The sequence below is a fragment of the Marinoscillum sp. genome (genome assembly GCF_965229915.1).
Taxonomy (GTDB): Bacteria; Bacteroidota; Bacteroidia; order Cytophagales; family Cyclobacteriaceae; genus Marinoscillum.
The window spans coordinates 3387501-3404104 of the sequence record NZ_CBDDJZ010000001.1 but is presented as its reverse complement, the minus strand read 5'-3'; the positions used below and the strand labels follow the sequence as shown (position 1 = coordinate 3404104).

Genomic DNA, 16604 nt, shown 5'->3' with positions numbered 1-16604 from the left:
TTACAATATAACCAATTCTGAAGTTGAAAGATCAGACTGTTGAGCAATACCGCGAAGTTATCGCTTCGTGCAAAGAAATCTTCGCTAAGAAGACCAAGGATTATGGTACCGCCTGGAGAATTCTGCGCTTGCCATCTATTACTGATCAAATTTTTATTAAAGCTCAGCGCATCCGGTCTATTCAGGAAAAAGGTTCTCAAAAAGTACAGGAAGATATATCGGCAGAATTTGTAGGCATCATCAATTATTGCATTATGGCGCTTATCCAAATGGAGTTAAGCGAAAATGATCCAATGGAAATCCCATACGAAACACTCGAACCCAAGTACGATAAAGCCGCAAACGATACGTTGGAGCTTCTCAAAAATAAAAACCATGACTATGGAGAGGCATGGCGGGAAATGAGAGTAAGCTCAATCACAGACATTATTCTGATGAAGCTACTCCGCGTAAAACAAATTGAAGACAACTCGGGCAAAACAATCATCTCCGAGGGCATAGATGCCAATTATCAGGACATGATTAACTATTCGGTTTTTTGCATGATCAAATTGAAAGAAGGAAAAGCATGAGATACATTTATGAAGCAGCTCGCTACCTGGTAGGAGCCTTGTTCATTTTTTCTGGGATAATCAAAATCAATGATCCCATTGGTACGGCCATCAAGCTAGAGGAATATTTTGAAGTGTTTGCCTATGATTTCGCACCATTTTTCGAATGGTTTGTTCCAGCGGCACTTTTCCTGGCCATTCTACTAAGCGTACTGGAAGTTGTTCTTGGTATTGCTCTGATCATTGGGTTCAAAATGCCACGAACCAGCTGGGCATTACTGCTAATGATTATATTTTTCACATTCCTGACATTCTACTCTGCTTATTTCAATAAAGTAACTGACTGTGGTTGCTTTGGAGACGCCATCAAATTGACACCTTGGGAATCTTTCTACAAGGATATTATTCTGCTTGTATTAATTGTAGCCATCTTCATTAATCGTCACAATTTCAAGCCTTGGTTTTCTGAAAAATTTGGATACATCAAAGTGATTGGGTCTACTGTTGTATTTACCCTATTGGCTAATTATGCGGTTAGACATCTGCCCTTCATTGACTTCAGAGCTTATGCGATAGGTAATCACTTGCCCACATTAATGCAGCCATCCGAAGAACTGAAATATGAATACGTTATGACCAAAGAGGGTGAAGAATTTACATTTGACTCCTACCCATCCGACAAAAGTTTTGAATTCAAAGCCATGAACCTGGTGAACCCAGAAGCGCAACCGAAAATAACCGACCTCAGCGTTTGGAATGACGATGGAGACTTTACGGAGCAACTGTTAACCGGAGACAAGCTGCTTTTTATTATCTACAGTGTAGACAAGGCATCTACTGCCCATATTGATGAAATCAAGTCTTTAGCAGCACAAGTAAAAGGAGCAGAGCCGTGGGTACTTACTGCATCGGGTTACGAAGATTTCGAGCGATTCAGACATGAAGTGCAGCTGGCTGTACCCTATTTCTATGCTGACGCCACTGTCTTGAAAACAATGGTGCGATCTAATCCGGGCATCATGCTATTGTCTAATGGTACAGTTTTGGGCAAGTGGCATCAAAATGACACACCGGAGGCTGCAGATATCAACAGATTATTGCCTTGAGTTTAGGAAGAATCTATTTGATTGGTATGCCCGGATCTGGCAAGTCATTCTTCGGCAGGAAACTGTCTGAGGAACTGGACTACCAACTAATTGACCTTGACAAGGCGATCGAGGAGAAAGAGGGAAGGGCCATCTCAGATATTTTCGCTGACAGTGGAGAAGTATACTTTAGAGAAGTTGAAAACCTGACCTTGAAAGAAGTTTCTGAACGATCCAAACATCAGATTATTTCTACTGGTGGAGGGGCTCCCTGTTTTTTGGATGGACTAGACTACATGAATGCTCACGGCATAACGGTATTCCTGGAAACAAAACGTGACTTGTTAATAGAGCGACTTGCTAAAAAAAACCACCGCCCACTTGTGCAGGGTGATACTGAAAAGCGAGTGGATGAGCTATTGGCGAAGAGACTGCCAATATATAAAAAGGCCCAAATCTCCATAGCACATAGAGAAGTGGACCTTTTACTTAATGCTATTAAGTCCCTTAAAAATTAAACCCTACCGTAGCGGAGACAGTGGTGGTACTTTTCTCAAACTTTACTTCTGGTTGATTATTGGAAATAAAGTAAGGAGCATATAGTTCTTGTGCTTTGGTATTGACCACTGCCAGATCTATGAAAAAGTCACTATTTCTAAAGCCAACACCACCTGTAATATTTCTTCTACTTCTGTCAGCATCACCACCAGCAAAGGGATCACCGAAGTGGGCATACCCTCCTCTGAATCTGAAATTATCTAATCTGAATTCAGCTCCACCTCGGTAGTTGATTGTGTTTTCATAGATATTCAATATGGACTGATTATCAGCCACCATGCTAAAATCAGAAGACTTTAACTGGCTGTTTGAGTAGTCAACCAAATCCACCTCACCACTGACAAAGCCAAACTTCCCAAGGAAAAAGGATGCACCAGCGGATAATTTTGCAGGAGTACGGAGGTTATACTGACCCACGTACAGATCACTTTCATAGTTGCGATCATTTAGGATGGTTCCATCATTGAGTTCCACATTATTCCACCGAGTATCGTGTCGGAACCCACTTTCCTCATCCAAAGAATAGAATGTTGGGGTTTTATAAGTAACACCAATGGTCACCACATTTACCGGACGAATGATCAGACCTAATGCCCCATTCACTCCACTTCCATTCACAGTCAATTCGTCTGTGATTCTCGTATAGCTAATCCAATCATCAACAGTTGGATTTCCTTGTTCATCATCGTAAATAAACTGGTCCTCTATATAGGTTCGTTTAGTATTGTAGTTGAGTGTAACAAACCCTAGACTCGCGCCAAAGTATACTTTGTCATCATAGTTACCACCCCAGGCGAAATTCAAGTCATATTGCCCTCCGCTTCTTCGAATGGTCTCGGTTTGATTGGGAAATCCCAACACCAATGACCCATAACCGGTGAGGTTATCATCGTCATCATAAAGCGGGTCTATCAAATAGTTTTCATAGGCAGATAAAGCGAATCCACCCAAGTTATTCGGATCAGTCACGCCCGCTTCTTCGATAAATGAATCAATGATGGAATTGCTAGAATTTCTTCCTGTGTAAGTCAATTCGTTGTTGAAGTCATTCGTACGATTTAGCGTGATGGCAAATGTTCCGCCTTTAAACTTTTCGCTGGTGAAGTCTCCCTTGTTCGTATTGAATGCAACTCCCAGGTTAGAGAAATTGAAGTTATTGCGATAAGTGGACAGAGAGCCCCCCATATAGGATCCCACTGTATTGTGTGTATTCAAACTTGGGGTAAATGAAAACACACTACGGTTCAGCATGCCCAATCCAGCTGGATTGGAACTAGCTGAGCTCATATCAGCACCTAGTGATATCTGAGTTCCTCCCAGAGACTGCATCCTTGCCGTACTTCCAAATGTGTAGTTGGACTGACCAAAGAGGTATGCATCGTTGTAGTAACCTATTGCCCCATCAGCTACCTGACTCATTGCTATGAAAGGACATAGCAATCCTGTGAAAAATATATAAACTAGCTTTTTCATGTTCGTTTAAACTTCTAAGTTGATCTCTTAATTACCGCCTCTACCAGATCTGGAGGAAGAACTACTACTTCTACTAGAGCTAGAAGATCTACTGGATCCTCCTCCAGAGGATCTGGAAGAAGAAGAACTTCTAGATGGGGAGTACCCACCACTTCTACTACTTCCACTGGAGCTTCGTGAAGGTGAATAACTTCTGGAGCTGCTGGAAGAACTTCTCGAAGGTGAGTAACTTCTAGATGAAGAACTCGATCTGCTAGTTCCAGATGAATAGGTTCTGCCAGAAGATCTAGAGTAGTTGCTATTGCTTCTGGACGTACTTGTATTATATCTTCGGCTCGAAGAAGATGAAACGCCACTAGACCTGGAAGATGATGCCGCAGATCGGCTGTTTGAGTAACTGCTATTGCTGTAAGTTCTTCCACTTGATGATCTGCTGCTTGAATAATCTGAAGCCGACCTACCACTATATCTGGATGATGCAGTAGAACTCACACGTCCATTGGCACTAGAGCGAGATCTACTGAAATATTCATTCTGTGTTCTGGAATAGTCTCTGGCTTCCACACTTCTAGAGGCATTGGCAGAGTTCACTCGACTAGAACCAGATCGTGACCCCTGAGCCACTGTGCCACCACGAGCTATTCTGCTTCCAGTCACCACTTGTCTTCTAGGAGTATCGCTAACTCCGGAATTGGAGCCGTAGTAGTATCCAGAGTAGAAGCCGGAGGTATAGGCATAATTATATCTGTTCCATCTATTCCAACCATATCCATATCCAAATGGTCCGCCCCAGTATGGGTCATAGAACCCACCGGCAAAGCCAGGATAACCCCAGTAAGGATTATTCCATCGGTTGCCCCAGCCCCAGCCTACACCAAAACCAAAGCTAATGTTCAAACCACTATTCCATCCAAACCATGGATCGTAGAAAAACGCATTATTAGATGCAATCCATGGGTCATAAAAGAATGAGTTTCCCCAAGAATTATTCCAACCATTGTTCCATCCGTTATTCCAACCATTATTTCCGTAGTAGTTATTAATAACTGTAGTCCCTACAGCTTGATTTTGATCTTGATCAGCATAAGCCATGTTTTCATCAAAGTAGGAAATATTTGACATAGAAGGCTGTGAGTAGTTTGCATTATCAGCCTCTACATAGCCATCCTCTTCATATTCCTCTACGGCATTGGAATACTCACTATCCGATTGGTACCTGGCGATGTACTCAGGGTTCACCTCGTGAGTTGAGTAGTTATCTGAATAAGTATTGTTCGTATAAGACTCATAGGTGGAAGTACTTTGGTTCTTAGCCTCTTCCAACTTCTCCACTTTCTTACGATCCTTCTTTGTAAAGTAAAGGTCGTCATACTCCTGAGCATAGGAGGTTGATACCATCAGCACCAGTGCAAAGAACACTGTCAGTTGTTTGAGTTTGTTTAAAGCTTCCATAATTCCTACGTTATATCATTAATACAATGAATCTGGGCACTTAGTTTCCGCTTTGGACGGCTATATTTGTGACCCTATAATTCAGTTTAGTATTAAGCAATTACTATACCAAAAACATAAATCTAGCATGAGTAAAGCAATTCCAAGCAGAAATGAAGACTATTCTTTGTGGTACAATGAGCTGGTGAAGAAGGCGGGATTGGCTGAAAATTCGCCCGTAAGGGGCTGTATGGTAATAAAACCATACGGTTTTGCTATCTGGGAAAAGATGCAGCAAACTTTGGACAAAATGTTTAAAGACACTGGACACTCCAACGCATATTTCCCTCTTTTCATCCCTAAATCATTTCTAAGCAAGGAAGCAGATCATGTGGAAGGTTTTGCTAAAGAATGCGCAGTGGTCACCCACTACCGCCTAAAAAATGATGAAGAAAAAGGTGGAGTGGTTGTCGATCCTGATGCTAAATTAGAAGAAGAGTTAATCGTAAGACCAACCTCTGAAACGGTAATTTGGGATTCTTATAAGAACTGGATTCAGTCCTACCGTGATTTACCTCTACTGATCAATCAGTGGGCCAATGTAGTGCGTTGGGAAATGAGAACTCGACTATTTCTAAGAACAGCCGAGTTTCTGTGGCAAGAAGGTCACACAGCTCATGCGACCAAGCAAGAAGCAGAGGCAGAAACCGCTCAGATGCTAGATGTCTATGCAAAGTTTGCAGAGGAGTTTATGGCTGTGCCAGTGACCAAGGGTGTGAAAACGGAGAATGAACGATTCGCCGGCGCTGTGGAGACTTACTGCATAGAAGCAATGATGCAGGATGGTAAAGCGCTGCAGGCAGGCACATCACACTTCCTGGGACAAAATTTCGCCAAGGCTTTTGATGTGAAGTTTGCCACCAAAGAAGGCAAAGACGAATTCGTATGGGGAACTTCATGGGGTGTTTCCACCAGACTAATGGGTGCGCTGATCATGGCTCATTCAGATGACGATGGGTTAGTTTTGCCTCCCAAACTTGCTCCAATCCAGGTTGTAATCGTTCCAATCTATCGCAAAGACGAAGAGCTCGCTGCAATATCGGAAGTGGCTGAAAAATTCAAAAAAGAGCTACAGGATAAAAACATCTCAGTGCAGTTTGACAATCGTGACACGCACAAACCAGGTTGGAAATTTGCAGAATACGAGCTAAAAGGAGTTCCAGTGCGAATCGCCATAGGGCCGAAGGATCTGGAGAAAGGAACGGTAGAAATAGCCAGAAGAGACACCAAGGAGAAACAGTTTGTCAATCAAGAGGAGACTGTGGACTTTGTGGTCAATCTCTTGGAAAAGATCCAAAATAATATCTACACCAAAGCAGCTAAATTCAAAGAAGAAAATACACGAACTGTTGAAAGCTATGAGGAGTTCAAAAAAGTACTTGAAAAAGAAGGTGGCTTTATATACGCTCACTGGGATGGCACATCAGAGACCGAAGAGAAAATAAAAGAAGAAACCAAGGCTACAATTCGCTGTATTCCGTTAAATTCAAACTCAGAGGAAGGCACATGTATGTATTCTGGCAAACCGTCAAAAGGTAAAGTGCTTTTCGCCAAAGCTTACTAGAAATGGAGTGGATCTCAGTTCTTGCGTTAATCATTCTTGGCATTGCTCTCATTGTCGTGGAAGTGATCTTTGTACCCGGCACAACCATCGTCGGGATCATGGGATTCGTTTGCGGAGGAGTTGGGATTTATCTGGGATATGACTACTTCGGCCCTACTACCGGCACCATCATTATGGTCTTTTCAGTCTTGCTTGGTTTTGGGGTTATTTTCTACAGCTTCAAATCAAGAGCCTGGGAACGCTTCTCTTTAAAGGGTGAACATCGAAGCAAATACAACGATGGCATTGTAGTGAATCTTCAATTAGCTCAAAGAGGCAAGACCATTTCTTCACTAAAGCCATATGGTAAAGCCATGTTTGATGACCAAATAGTGGAAGTAAAATCTAACGGGGCCTATATTTCCGAAAATCAACAAGTCGAAATCACAAAACTTGATTCTAATAAAATTATTGTAAAACCTATTTAATCCAAGTATCATGGGAAGCAGCCTAATGCTCGTCATATTTATCATTGGAGGAATTGTTCTCTTTTTCATATTCCTCTACTTCGTTCCGGTTAACCTCTGGATCACCGCTATTTTTTCTGGTGTACGGGTTGGCTTATTAGAACTTGTTTTTATGCGCATCCGAAAGGTGCCACCGTCTGTAATTGTTAACTCACTGATCACAGCTACTAAAGCTGGCTTGACCATTCCTGAAACAGAGGGAACACCACCCAGACCGCTAAAAACACAAGAACTAGAAACGCACTACCTCGCTGGAGGTAACGTACCACAAGTGATCAAAGCGTTGATCTCGGCAGACAAAGCCAATATCAACCTCACATTCAAGCAGGCCACGGCTATCGATCTGGCGGGTAGAGATGTGTTTGAAGCGGTACAGATCTCCGTAAACCCGAAGGTGATCAATACTCCATCTGTAGCAGCAGTGGCCGCTGATGGAATCCAACTAGTAGCCAAAGCTAGAGTAACAGTAAGAGCAAACATTCAGCAACTAGTTGGGGGTGCTGGTGAAGACACCATCCTTGCACGTGTGGGTGAAGGTATTGTAACCTCTATTGGTTCTGCGGCTAGCCACAAAGATGTACTGGAAAACCCGGATAAGATTTCCAAATTAGTGCTGCAAAGAGGTCTAGATGCTGGTACTGCATTTGAAATCCTTTCAATTGATATTGCTGATGTGGATGTAGGGGCCAACATTGGTGCCAAATTGCAAACGGATCAGGCTTCTGCTGACTTGAAAGTGGCCGAAGCGAAAGCAGAGGAGCGTCGTGCTATGGCAGTAGCCGAAGAGCAAGAGATGGTAGCCAAAGCTCAGGAAGCAAGAGCGAAGGTAATTCTGGCTGAAGCAGAAGTTCCTAAAGCACTTGCTGAAGCCTTCCGTTCTGGTAATCTAGGAGTAATGGATTACTACAAATTCCAGAACATCCAAGCCGATACTGACATGAGAGATTCGATTGCTGGTGGAGGCAAGAAAAAGGGAAGCTCTGGTTCAAAGAAAAAAGGAGATAGTTGATAAACTCCTATTGAAATGTACAGAAAAGCCACCTTCGGGTGGCTTTTGTTTTTACTGGCCTATCAGGACAAATGGTGCCCAATAATACGGTTGTTTGAACTCCTCAGTGGAAATAAGATTCAATTTGGCCTGACGTAGTGCAGAAGATTTATCCTTTCCAGACAATACCGCTTCATAAAAATCAACCATGAGTTTGGCGGTACTGGCATCATTGACCTGCCACTGAGATACCACCAGACTTTTAGCACCGGCATACATGAATGCCCTGGTTAAACCCACGATTCCCTCTCCATGGGCAAATCTTCCGAGTCCGGTCTCACAGGCACTGAGTGTGACCAGATCAGCATTAATAGTCAAATTGTAAATCTCTGATGCAAATAATACACAATCCTCATCAGAGTCATCTTTCTGACTCATAAATACGCCTGAGAAAGCCGGATTAGCCTCATTGACAAATCCATGAGTAGCAAAGTGAATGTACTGGTAATCTTTGAGCACCCCTGACTTAATCACTTCTTCCTTAGCCTGGTCAAATACATATGTTTCCACTTGTTTCCCATTCTTATTGGCCATCAGACTCAATGCTTCCACCTCTTCTTTGGTTCCCGGTAGTGGTGTGATATATTCACCGTTCACACTAAACCCCCTAACTTCTTCAGTGGAAATGTTCCTCGATGCTTCAAAAACATCCAAGGCTCCGGATGTTAACCGACTGTTTTTCCTATCATCAAATACAGGAGCGAATGAAAGCAAATGACCGTTATCCTGTTTCACTCTGTCTTCCAACACCCCAGACAAAGTCATGGAATATGAGTAATTGATGTCATAATCTTCAATCAAGTATCTTCCACCTCTTTTCAAGCTCTCAAATGGGAAGTAATTGAAAGGTCCTTCAGGCACAATCGTCAACTTCGATATCTGGAGGCTCTGTTCTTTGAAGTAGTTTTCAACATCTCTCAAGGACAGTTCGTATAGCTGACGCGATACATATTCAAAAGCACCATCGGATTTGAACACAATTGCATTTCGAAGTGCAGTAACCAGACCGTCAAATTTGTCACCATAATCGTTAGCAAATACCTCAATATCCGATTTGGTAATAACGAATGTGTAAAGGGTAGAGTCTCCCGGTGCATATTCAATCACAGCCTCATGATCCTGCAACCGGTTTTGAATCTGGGCAAGAGTAGTGATCTCAAGCGTATTATTAAGCCGTCTGTACTTCGGATTTACTAGTAACTCTTCAAGAATCAACTGATATGCCTGTTTTTGACTAAACAATCTAGAAGAAAGTGCATTTCGTCTTTCTTGCTGATCTGCCTTACCGGTGAGTTTAAATACCTGCTGTTCCAGCCCTTCAATATTTGTTCTAATCTCACGTTCGCGTTCTACCAGTTGCTGATCTATACCCGCATAAGAACGAACATTACTTTGCTTAATCGACTGGAGCAACACATTAGATTTCGATTTCTCAGCATAGAACAACGCTTCCTCCAAATAGGCCTTATTCATGCTTTCCTGATACATGGCATAGCTTGCTTTTACTCCAATGATGGTTAATAAACTTTTCCATGTTGCGAACTGTACTTTATCTTCTTCATTCACAATAAACTGCTCAGCTTGCCTAAGATAGGAGTCACCCGTTTTTACCAAATCCAGTGATTGCTCCAGGTAAGACAAGTCCTTCTCCCTTTGATACAAAAGATAGTATCCATCCACTTTTGCCACGATGGCACAAAATCGAAGAATCTCACTACCGGACTTTTGATCCGCACTTGTTAATGCCAGATCGGCATAGTCAATCGCTTGCTGATAATCTCCAGCTTCAACTGCCAGATCAGAAAGCCCCAAATACACTCTCAACATCCCGTTGTAACTATTGTCAGATTCAAAATTAGATAGCGCCAAACTATAACATTCAATAGCTTCTTTACGCAAACCGACCTTCTGGTAATAAATAGCTAGATTATTATATATTGCTGCCACTGTCGCATTACGACTTCCAAGTTTACTCTGGAAAAGTTGCAATGCGCTTTTTGCCGATGCAATAGCCTCATCATACCACCCTAACATATTTTGTGCAATGGCAAGATTCTGATATGTAGTTGCCGCACTTAAGGTATCAACCATACTCTTCCCAAATCCACCCAGCACGTCCTCATAGTACTTTATTGCCTTCTCATAGTTGCCTTTTCCATCTTCAATCAGACCTAGATTGATTTTGGTAGTAATGATATCTCGATGACCTGAGGGCAAAACAGCCTCATATATTCGGAGAGACTCATGGAAGTAATCATCAGCCAGCGAGTAGGCCTCATAGTTCAAAGTAGTCAAGCCTATATTATTCAATACGCCGGCATATGCCAATGATTTGCTTAACCCCAACTCCTTGTAAATTGAAATCGCTTGTTCATAAGCCTCCAGTGCATCGGATGTGAGCCCCTCGTTGTGGAATATCATTCCCATCAAGTTCCAGTTGTTGGCCATATCTTCAGAACCTTTACCATGGAGCTTTTCCACTAATTCTTTGTGCTTGATGGCATAGATCTTGGCTTTGTCATATTGTACCAATTCGGTATAGTTGACAGCCGTATTGTGATATACGCTCACCAAAACAGGACTCTGAGGACTTCTATTTAAAATATTTTCGGCTTGTTCCAAAGATTGGAGTGAGTTCTGGTATTGGTCCAGATCTGAATGACAATTAGACATGTTCACCAGTGTAGAAGCAACATTTGGGTGGGTTTCTCCATATTCTTCCAACTCTATATCCAACGTTTTTGAGAAATAGGTCAGTGCCTTTTCATCCTGACCAAGGTAGTTATAGACATTACCAATGCTATTGGAAGTTTGGGCAAATTGCCTGGAATTCTCGCCGAAAAGCTCTTTTCGAATGGTTAATGATTGCTGTAAAACCTCAAGTGCTTCATCAAATTGATACATGTTTTGAAATAAAACACCTCGGTTGTTCAAAATGAATGCAAGGGTCTCCTGATCGTTATCATTGTACCGACTATTCGCTTCAGCCGCCTTATCAAGTAAGCCTTGGGCCTTCTGAAAGTTCTGTTCAAATTCCGCAATTCGTGCCAAACTGATGTATGATGAAGGTAGTAGGTTTTGATATTCTGATTCCTTTAAAGCCAAAGCTCTCTGATAGAATCGCTCTGCTTGTTGATAATCCGACAATTCCTCAAAACATGATGCAACATCCTCATTAATCTCAATGAGTACCACCTGATCACCAGTTTTATCTATAAGACCAAAGTATTGCTGATAGACTTTTAGAGCTTCTTGAAAATCGCCTTTATCGAACAACCCGTCAGCAATAGAATGTAGATAGCTTAGTGTTTTAGGGTCTTTAGCACCGGCTATTTTTTTGCTAATCTCATATGCCCTTTTGTAGTTCTCAATGGCCACATCATGCTGAAGTAATCCTTGATTCATAGAACCATAAATACGTAAATAATCAGCATACTGCATACACGTCACCCCATACACTGTTTGACCAACTTCCAACAATTGTAGAACATAAGGTTGCATTGACTGATAGTCTTCCAAATGCTCATAAGCAACAGCTACACTTCGTAGAGCCGTAGCATGATCTTCACTATTTTCTCCCCAGAGCTTGGTTTTAATATCTAAACTCTTCAGAGCCACCTCTACACCCTGCTCATATAAGCCGGCATTCTCTGCCACAAATGGCATAGAACCATACAGCCAATCAACGTAAGTATGATATAAGCCAAGCTCACCTTCCATGATCTCGGCGGCCTTTTGGTAAGATATCAGTGCCGAGTCGAACTCTTCATTAAAGTCCATTGCATAGCCCATATTGGCATGTATTTCAGCAAGAACCATTCGATCCCTCTTATCTATTAAAGCCAAAGCCGCCTGATAAAACATCTTGGCGGTATCATAGCTCTGGCGCTCATGATAAAACTTCCCATAACCAATGTATCCGTATGCTGCTTCGGCAGATTCCTCACCAAAAGTCTCGATGGCTAGATTCGAACCATCAATGACATGATTAATCGCTTCATCGATATAACCATGCTCAAAGTATGACATTGCCAAGTAGTGCCTGGCTTTTACAGCAATCTTAGGTGCACCATTTACAAATGACTTAAATCCGTCGATTGCACTCACATACTGAAAGTTATAGTAGTCCTGCTGAGCCTTTTTGAAAGCACCAGACTGACCAATAGCTGAATAGGTCAAGAACAAACTAAGAATGGTGAAAAAAACTCGCATGATTTCTTTTTAAAATTGAAAATTCGGGTGAATGCAAGCAATCACCCGAATCAAACTAGCAACTATGGAAATAAGTTAAAAAGCAAATCCAACTCTCAACCCCATGTAATCAACAAAATCACCCTTATTCAAAAAGACTCCACCCTGAATAAAATTCCAACGGGCGTTAACACCCAAACGAATGTATTTAGTCTTACCATAAAACGATTCAATTCGATCATTCGCTACTGCCTGAAAACTATACATGAATTCTGGACCCAATTGTATCCCTGCTACATCAAAAATATATCGCGCTCCCACCGGAACATTGATGTACCCAAGTCCTTCACTATCGTCTTTGATTCCTAAAAGGCCCATTTCGGCACCAAAGTGCAAATGAAATGGTGAAAGCGGTCGAATCGCCCAAAGAATCTGTGCAGAGCCTGACCATGTTACCGTGTCTGGGTTGATAAAATTGTACTGTAGGTGAATCTCACGAAGGTTCTCTTCTTTAACGAAAGCTAAACCTGCTCCTAATGCCCCGCCAAAGGGAGTACCATAGGTATTCATGTAAGGATTGAAGGACATATAGATATAATCATCTAAATCATCAATTGCGTCGAATCCTTCAAAATCGAATGAACTTGAAGAATAATCCTTGGTCTTCGCTGGGGTGGTATTTGTGGTTACGACTTCCGCATCATCGTTGCAATCTGCACCACTTGGCAATCCACCTTTTTCAGCCGCCTTTCTGAATCGCTCCAGGAGGTCGGCCTGGATGGTAGAACCTGTAACAAAAGCTGATTCTTCTTGGAGTCCATCAAAGTCTTCATTGCTAGTAATCTCATCAGATCCTTCTCTTTCTAACCTCAACTTTGTGATCTTTAGCTCAACTCGCCTATTCTTCTGGCGACCTTCATCAGTTTCGTTGGTAGCCACAGGTTGCGACTCACCATAGCCAACTGCAGCTATACGAGCCGTATTGATTCCTTTATCTACCAAGTAGGATTTGACAGAATTTACACGTTCTTGAGATAAGTTTTGGTTAGCTTCTTCAGAACCAACATTATCTGTATGTCCTCCAAATTCCACTACAATCTCGCTTCGATTCATGATGTCATAAAGTTTATCGAGCTCAGCCCTAGATTGACTTGTCAAAGTAGCTTTGCCAAATTCAAAAAAGATATTCTTGACCTCAAATTTGGCTCCTACTTTTATTCGAGTTACGTCATGGTCTTGAACCACTTCACGCTGTGTTTCTAATTCACTTAAGTATTTATATCGAGCATTTCGGAGGATACGATCCATCTCTTTACCTTCTCTTGAATATTGACCAGATAGAGCGATGAGTTGCTCAAAATTGGCCACCATATCTTTCTCTTGATCCGCCTCAAGTAAAGTATCATAAGTCACACCATATCTATCTGTTCGCTCATTCGATTCTGCAAGCAACTCAAATTCATCGCCCATTACTTCTTTAAATGACTTCTTCTTAAAATATTTGCTAGGGTCTGTTAAGTCAAGAGTAGTTTCATAGTATAAAAAGCCCTTCATGTCAATGATCACGTCGTACTTTCTAAATGAAGGCAAAGACACTGCATACGAACCATCCACTTCACTACTTAGAGTTTTCGCAACCTCTGTACCGTCTGCTGAATCATAGTATCGAATGATCACACTCGCCGATGAGTCTTGTTCATCCAGTACGGTACCATATACATGAAAGAGCGCCTCTGGCCTCATTGAAGGGGGAAGAATAAACTCGAAAATATCTTTCGACCCTTCCGTTTCAATCCCACCAATACCCACCATGTAAGCCTTTGTACCTGACTCAGGTATTGTCAGATAATTATCATCGTGGAGGGTATTAATATACCTTCCCAGGTTCACCGGTTTGCTCCAATTGGTCCAGGTATCATCCAATCGTTTGGAAACAAACATATCGCGCTCCCCAAATCCAAAATGTCCAGTGGAAGCAAAGTATAACGTCTTACCATCAGCCGCCAAAAAAGGAGATAGATCAGTTCCAGTGGTGTTAATAACCGGTCCAAGATTTTTAGGAGTAGTCCATCCATCCTCTTCAGTCAATTCGGTAACATATAAATCTTCATTGCCTTGTCCACCTTCCCTATCACTGGTAAACAATAAGAAACGTCCATCGGCACTCAAATTTGCCTGTGCTTCCCAGTTGTTCGTATTGATGGTACCGCCAAGGTTGCAAGGATATGACCATACCCCATCCACTTTTATAGAATAGAAAAGATCGCCATTCCCAAAAGACCCGGGATAGTTTCCAAAGAGTATAACCACATTTTCATCCGCTGAGATAGCCAGTACACCCTCGTGGCTTTTAGAATTGAACACATCCCAGCCCTGGGGTTCAGACCAACCACCATCTAATAGCCGGTCAGAATAATAAATATCTTCACCCCCCTTACCATCGGGTCGGTTTTTACTAACAAAGAAAAGTCGTTGCCCATTTTTGGTAATCTGAGGGATGATTTCATATTGATTCGAATTGAGAATCTCAATGGGTCTCATTTCTATTTCGTCATCATCTCGCCGAAGCAACTCCAACCATTTGTTGGCTAAGGTTAGGTCTGCGCCTGAATACTCAGATTTATAACTATCCAACGCGTCGACAGCTTTATCGAATTGCTTTAAAGCAAAATAGCTTTTTGCTAAATTCAAATACTTTGATGGTGCGGTTTTTACCTCTACTTCATAGTATCTAGTGGCATTGTAATAATCTTGTTCTTCGAAATAGGAATTTCCAGATTGTCCATAGCCTACAAAGATTAGTAGTACTAAACAAGTTGATAGCAATAGTTTGGCTTCCATGGTGATAATAGATTTTTATCCAAATCACGTGAAAAGGCCCAACCACCTCAATACCACCAATTACGTATTTTACTACGTATTAATAGGTAGTTGCTAAGAGTAGGACTTAAAAGAATAAAACACAAAAAGAGTTCACATCGAGGTACCATCGGCACCTGTTAAACTTTACAATCCATAATGTAGACAGCAAATATTGACTCATAGCACCCATGATGTACTGAATTAACCCCAACTCTTGCGAGAAGATCGTCGTTCTTATTTGGTATATTTTAAAAACAAAAAACGACTGCTCCGCCCAGGGCTATGTGCATAAGAGTAGTATGTTTAAATTTAATAAAGCTTTAAAAACAAAAAACCCTGACTGGAAAACCAATCAGGGTTTGTAATAAACTGGCAACGACCTACTCTCCCACATGTTACTGCAGTACCATCGGCGCTGGTGGGCTTAACTTCTTTGTTCGGAATGGAAAAAGGTGGACCCCACCGCAATAATCACCATAAAACCTGCCATGACTGAACGTAAGTCAGCGTCATGGTCTTGATATTTTTAAGTCTTAGTCTATCTTCTATAAACTATTGACTCCCGACTAGTGTCGGTTTTGACATATATATGTGAAAGATTCTCTGAAAAATTCGAAGCAAGTTCATCATCCCCACTTGCATAAAGTGGGCTCGACAAGAAAGCTTACGGGTAATTAGTACTGCTCAGCTCTGATATTACTACCTATATACCTGCAGCCTATCAACGTCATCATCTATAACGTCCCTTTAAAGAAACCTCATCTTGAAGTGGGTTTCGCGCTTAGATGCTTTCAGCGCTTATCCCTTCCCAACATAGCTACCCAGCAATGCCCCTGGCGAGACAACTGGTACACCAGCGGTTAGTCCAACTCGGTCCTCTCGTACTAAAGTCAGATCTTCTCAAGTTTCTTACGCTCGCAACAGATAGGGACCGAACTGTCTCACGACGTTCTGAACCCAGCTCGCGTGCCACTTTAATGGGCGAACAGCCCAACCCTTGGGACCTTCTCCAGCCCCAGGATGTGACGAGCCGACATCGAGGTGCCAAACCTCCCCGTCGATGTGAGCTCTTGGGGGAGATCAGCCTGTTATCCCCGGAGTACCTTTTATCCTTTGAGCGATGGCCCTTCCATACAGAACCACCGGATCACTATATCCGTCTTTCGACCCTGATCGACTTGTTAGTCTCACAGTCAAGCACCCTTATGCTATTGCACTCCACGCATGATTACCAAACATGCTGAGGGTACCTTTGAAAGCCTCCGTTACACTTTT

General features: G+C 42.1%; 10 protein-coding genes and 2 rRNA genes (1 of these 12 only partly in view). 6 read left to right on the top strand and 6 right to left on the bottom strand.

Going from position 1 to position 16604, the window contains the following annotated elements; all coding sequences use genetic code 11:
* The first annotated feature begins 23 nt into the window (after positions 1–23).
* From ACO067_RS14515 to ACO067_RS14505, 3 genes are read left to right on the top strand one after another with little or no spacing between them, the layout of a single operon-like run.
* Positions 24–572, top strand: coding sequence for a DUF1599 domain-containing protein (locus tag ACO067_RS14515; RefSeq protein WP_421875181.1), 549 nt, complete (start codon positions 24–26; stop codon positions 570–572).
* Positions 569–1657 (top strand): BT_3928 family protein, encoded by a 1089-nt coding sequence (locus tag ACO067_RS14510; RefSeq protein ID WP_421875179.1) that lies wholly within the window; start codon positions 569–571, stop codon positions 1655–1657. Before ACO067_RS14515 ends, ACO067_RS14510 begins: the two co-directional genes overlap by 4 nt.
* Entirely contained in the window at positions 1654–2154 is a 501-nt protein-coding gene (locus ACO067_RS14505; protein WP_421875177.1) for a shikimate kinase, read from the top strand. Before ACO067_RS14510 ends, ACO067_RS14505 begins: the two co-directional genes overlap by 4 nt.
* Here ACO067_RS14505 and ACO067_RS14500 read toward each other — a convergent pair.
* Both ACO067_RS14500 and ACO067_RS14495 read right to left on the bottom strand, forming a co-directional pair.
* Positions 2144–3667 (bottom strand): OmpP1/FadL family transporter, encoded by a 1524-nt coding sequence (locus tag ACO067_RS14500; RefSeq protein ID WP_421875175.1) that lies wholly within the window; start codon positions 3665–3667, stop codon positions 2144–2146. The genes ACO067_RS14505 and ACO067_RS14500 overlap by 11 nt on opposite strands.
* A gap of 27 nt (positions 3668–3694) precedes the next feature.
* Positions 3695–5119, bottom strand: a complete 1425-nt coding sequence (locus tag ACO067_RS14495) for a hypothetical protein (RefSeq protein ID WP_421875173.1) — start codon at positions 5117–5119, stop codon at positions 3695–3697.
* Between the two features lie 127 nt (positions 5120–5246).
* Between ACO067_RS14495 and proS the strand changes: the two genes are divergently transcribed.
* Genes proS through floA form a run of 3 tightly spaced genes read left to right on the top strand, consistent with a single transcriptional unit; the run spans position 5247 to position 8237 of the window.
* On the top strand, positions 5247–6722 hold the full coding sequence (gene proS, locus ACO067_RS14490; protein WP_421875171.1) for a proline--tRNA ligase: 1476 nt from the start codon (positions 5247–5249) through the stop codon (positions 6720–6722).
* 2 nt (positions 6723–6724) lie between these two features.
* Positions 6725–7189: an NfeD family protein gene (locus ACO067_RS14485; protein ID WP_421875169.1), complete on the top strand. Its 465-nt coding sequence runs from the start codon at positions 6725–6727 to the stop codon at positions 7187–7189.
* A 10-nt stretch (positions 7190–7199) separates the two neighbouring features.
* A complete protein-coding gene (gene floA, locus ACO067_RS14480) occupies positions 7200–8237 on the top strand; it encodes a flotillin-like protein FloA (RefSeq protein WP_421875167.1) in 1038 nt (345 codons plus the stop codon).
* A 51-nt stretch (positions 8238–8288) separates the two neighbouring features.
* On the opposite strand, the gene ACO067_RS14475 is transcribed toward floA, so the two are convergent.
* The 4 genes from ACO067_RS14475 to ACO067_RS14460 form a co-directional block, all read right to left on the bottom strand.
* Positions 8289–12488, bottom strand: coding sequence for a CHAT domain-containing protein (locus ACO067_RS14475; protein ID WP_421875165.1), 4200 nt, complete (start codon positions 12486–12488; stop codon positions 8289–8291).
* A gap of 75 nt (positions 12489–12563) precedes the next feature.
* Positions 12564–15308 (bottom strand): OmpA family protein, encoded by a 2745-nt coding sequence (locus tag ACO067_RS14470; RefSeq protein ID WP_421875163.1) that lies wholly within the window; start codon positions 15306–15308, stop codon positions 12564–12566.
* A 388-nt stretch (positions 15309–15696) separates the two neighbouring features.
* Positions 15697–15808 (bottom strand): 5S ribosomal RNA (rrf, locus tag ACO067_RS14465).
* A gap of 175 nt (positions 15809–15983) precedes the next feature.
* Positions 15984–16604 (bottom strand): 23S ribosomal RNA (locus ACO067_RS14460); it runs 2248 nt beyond the window's last position.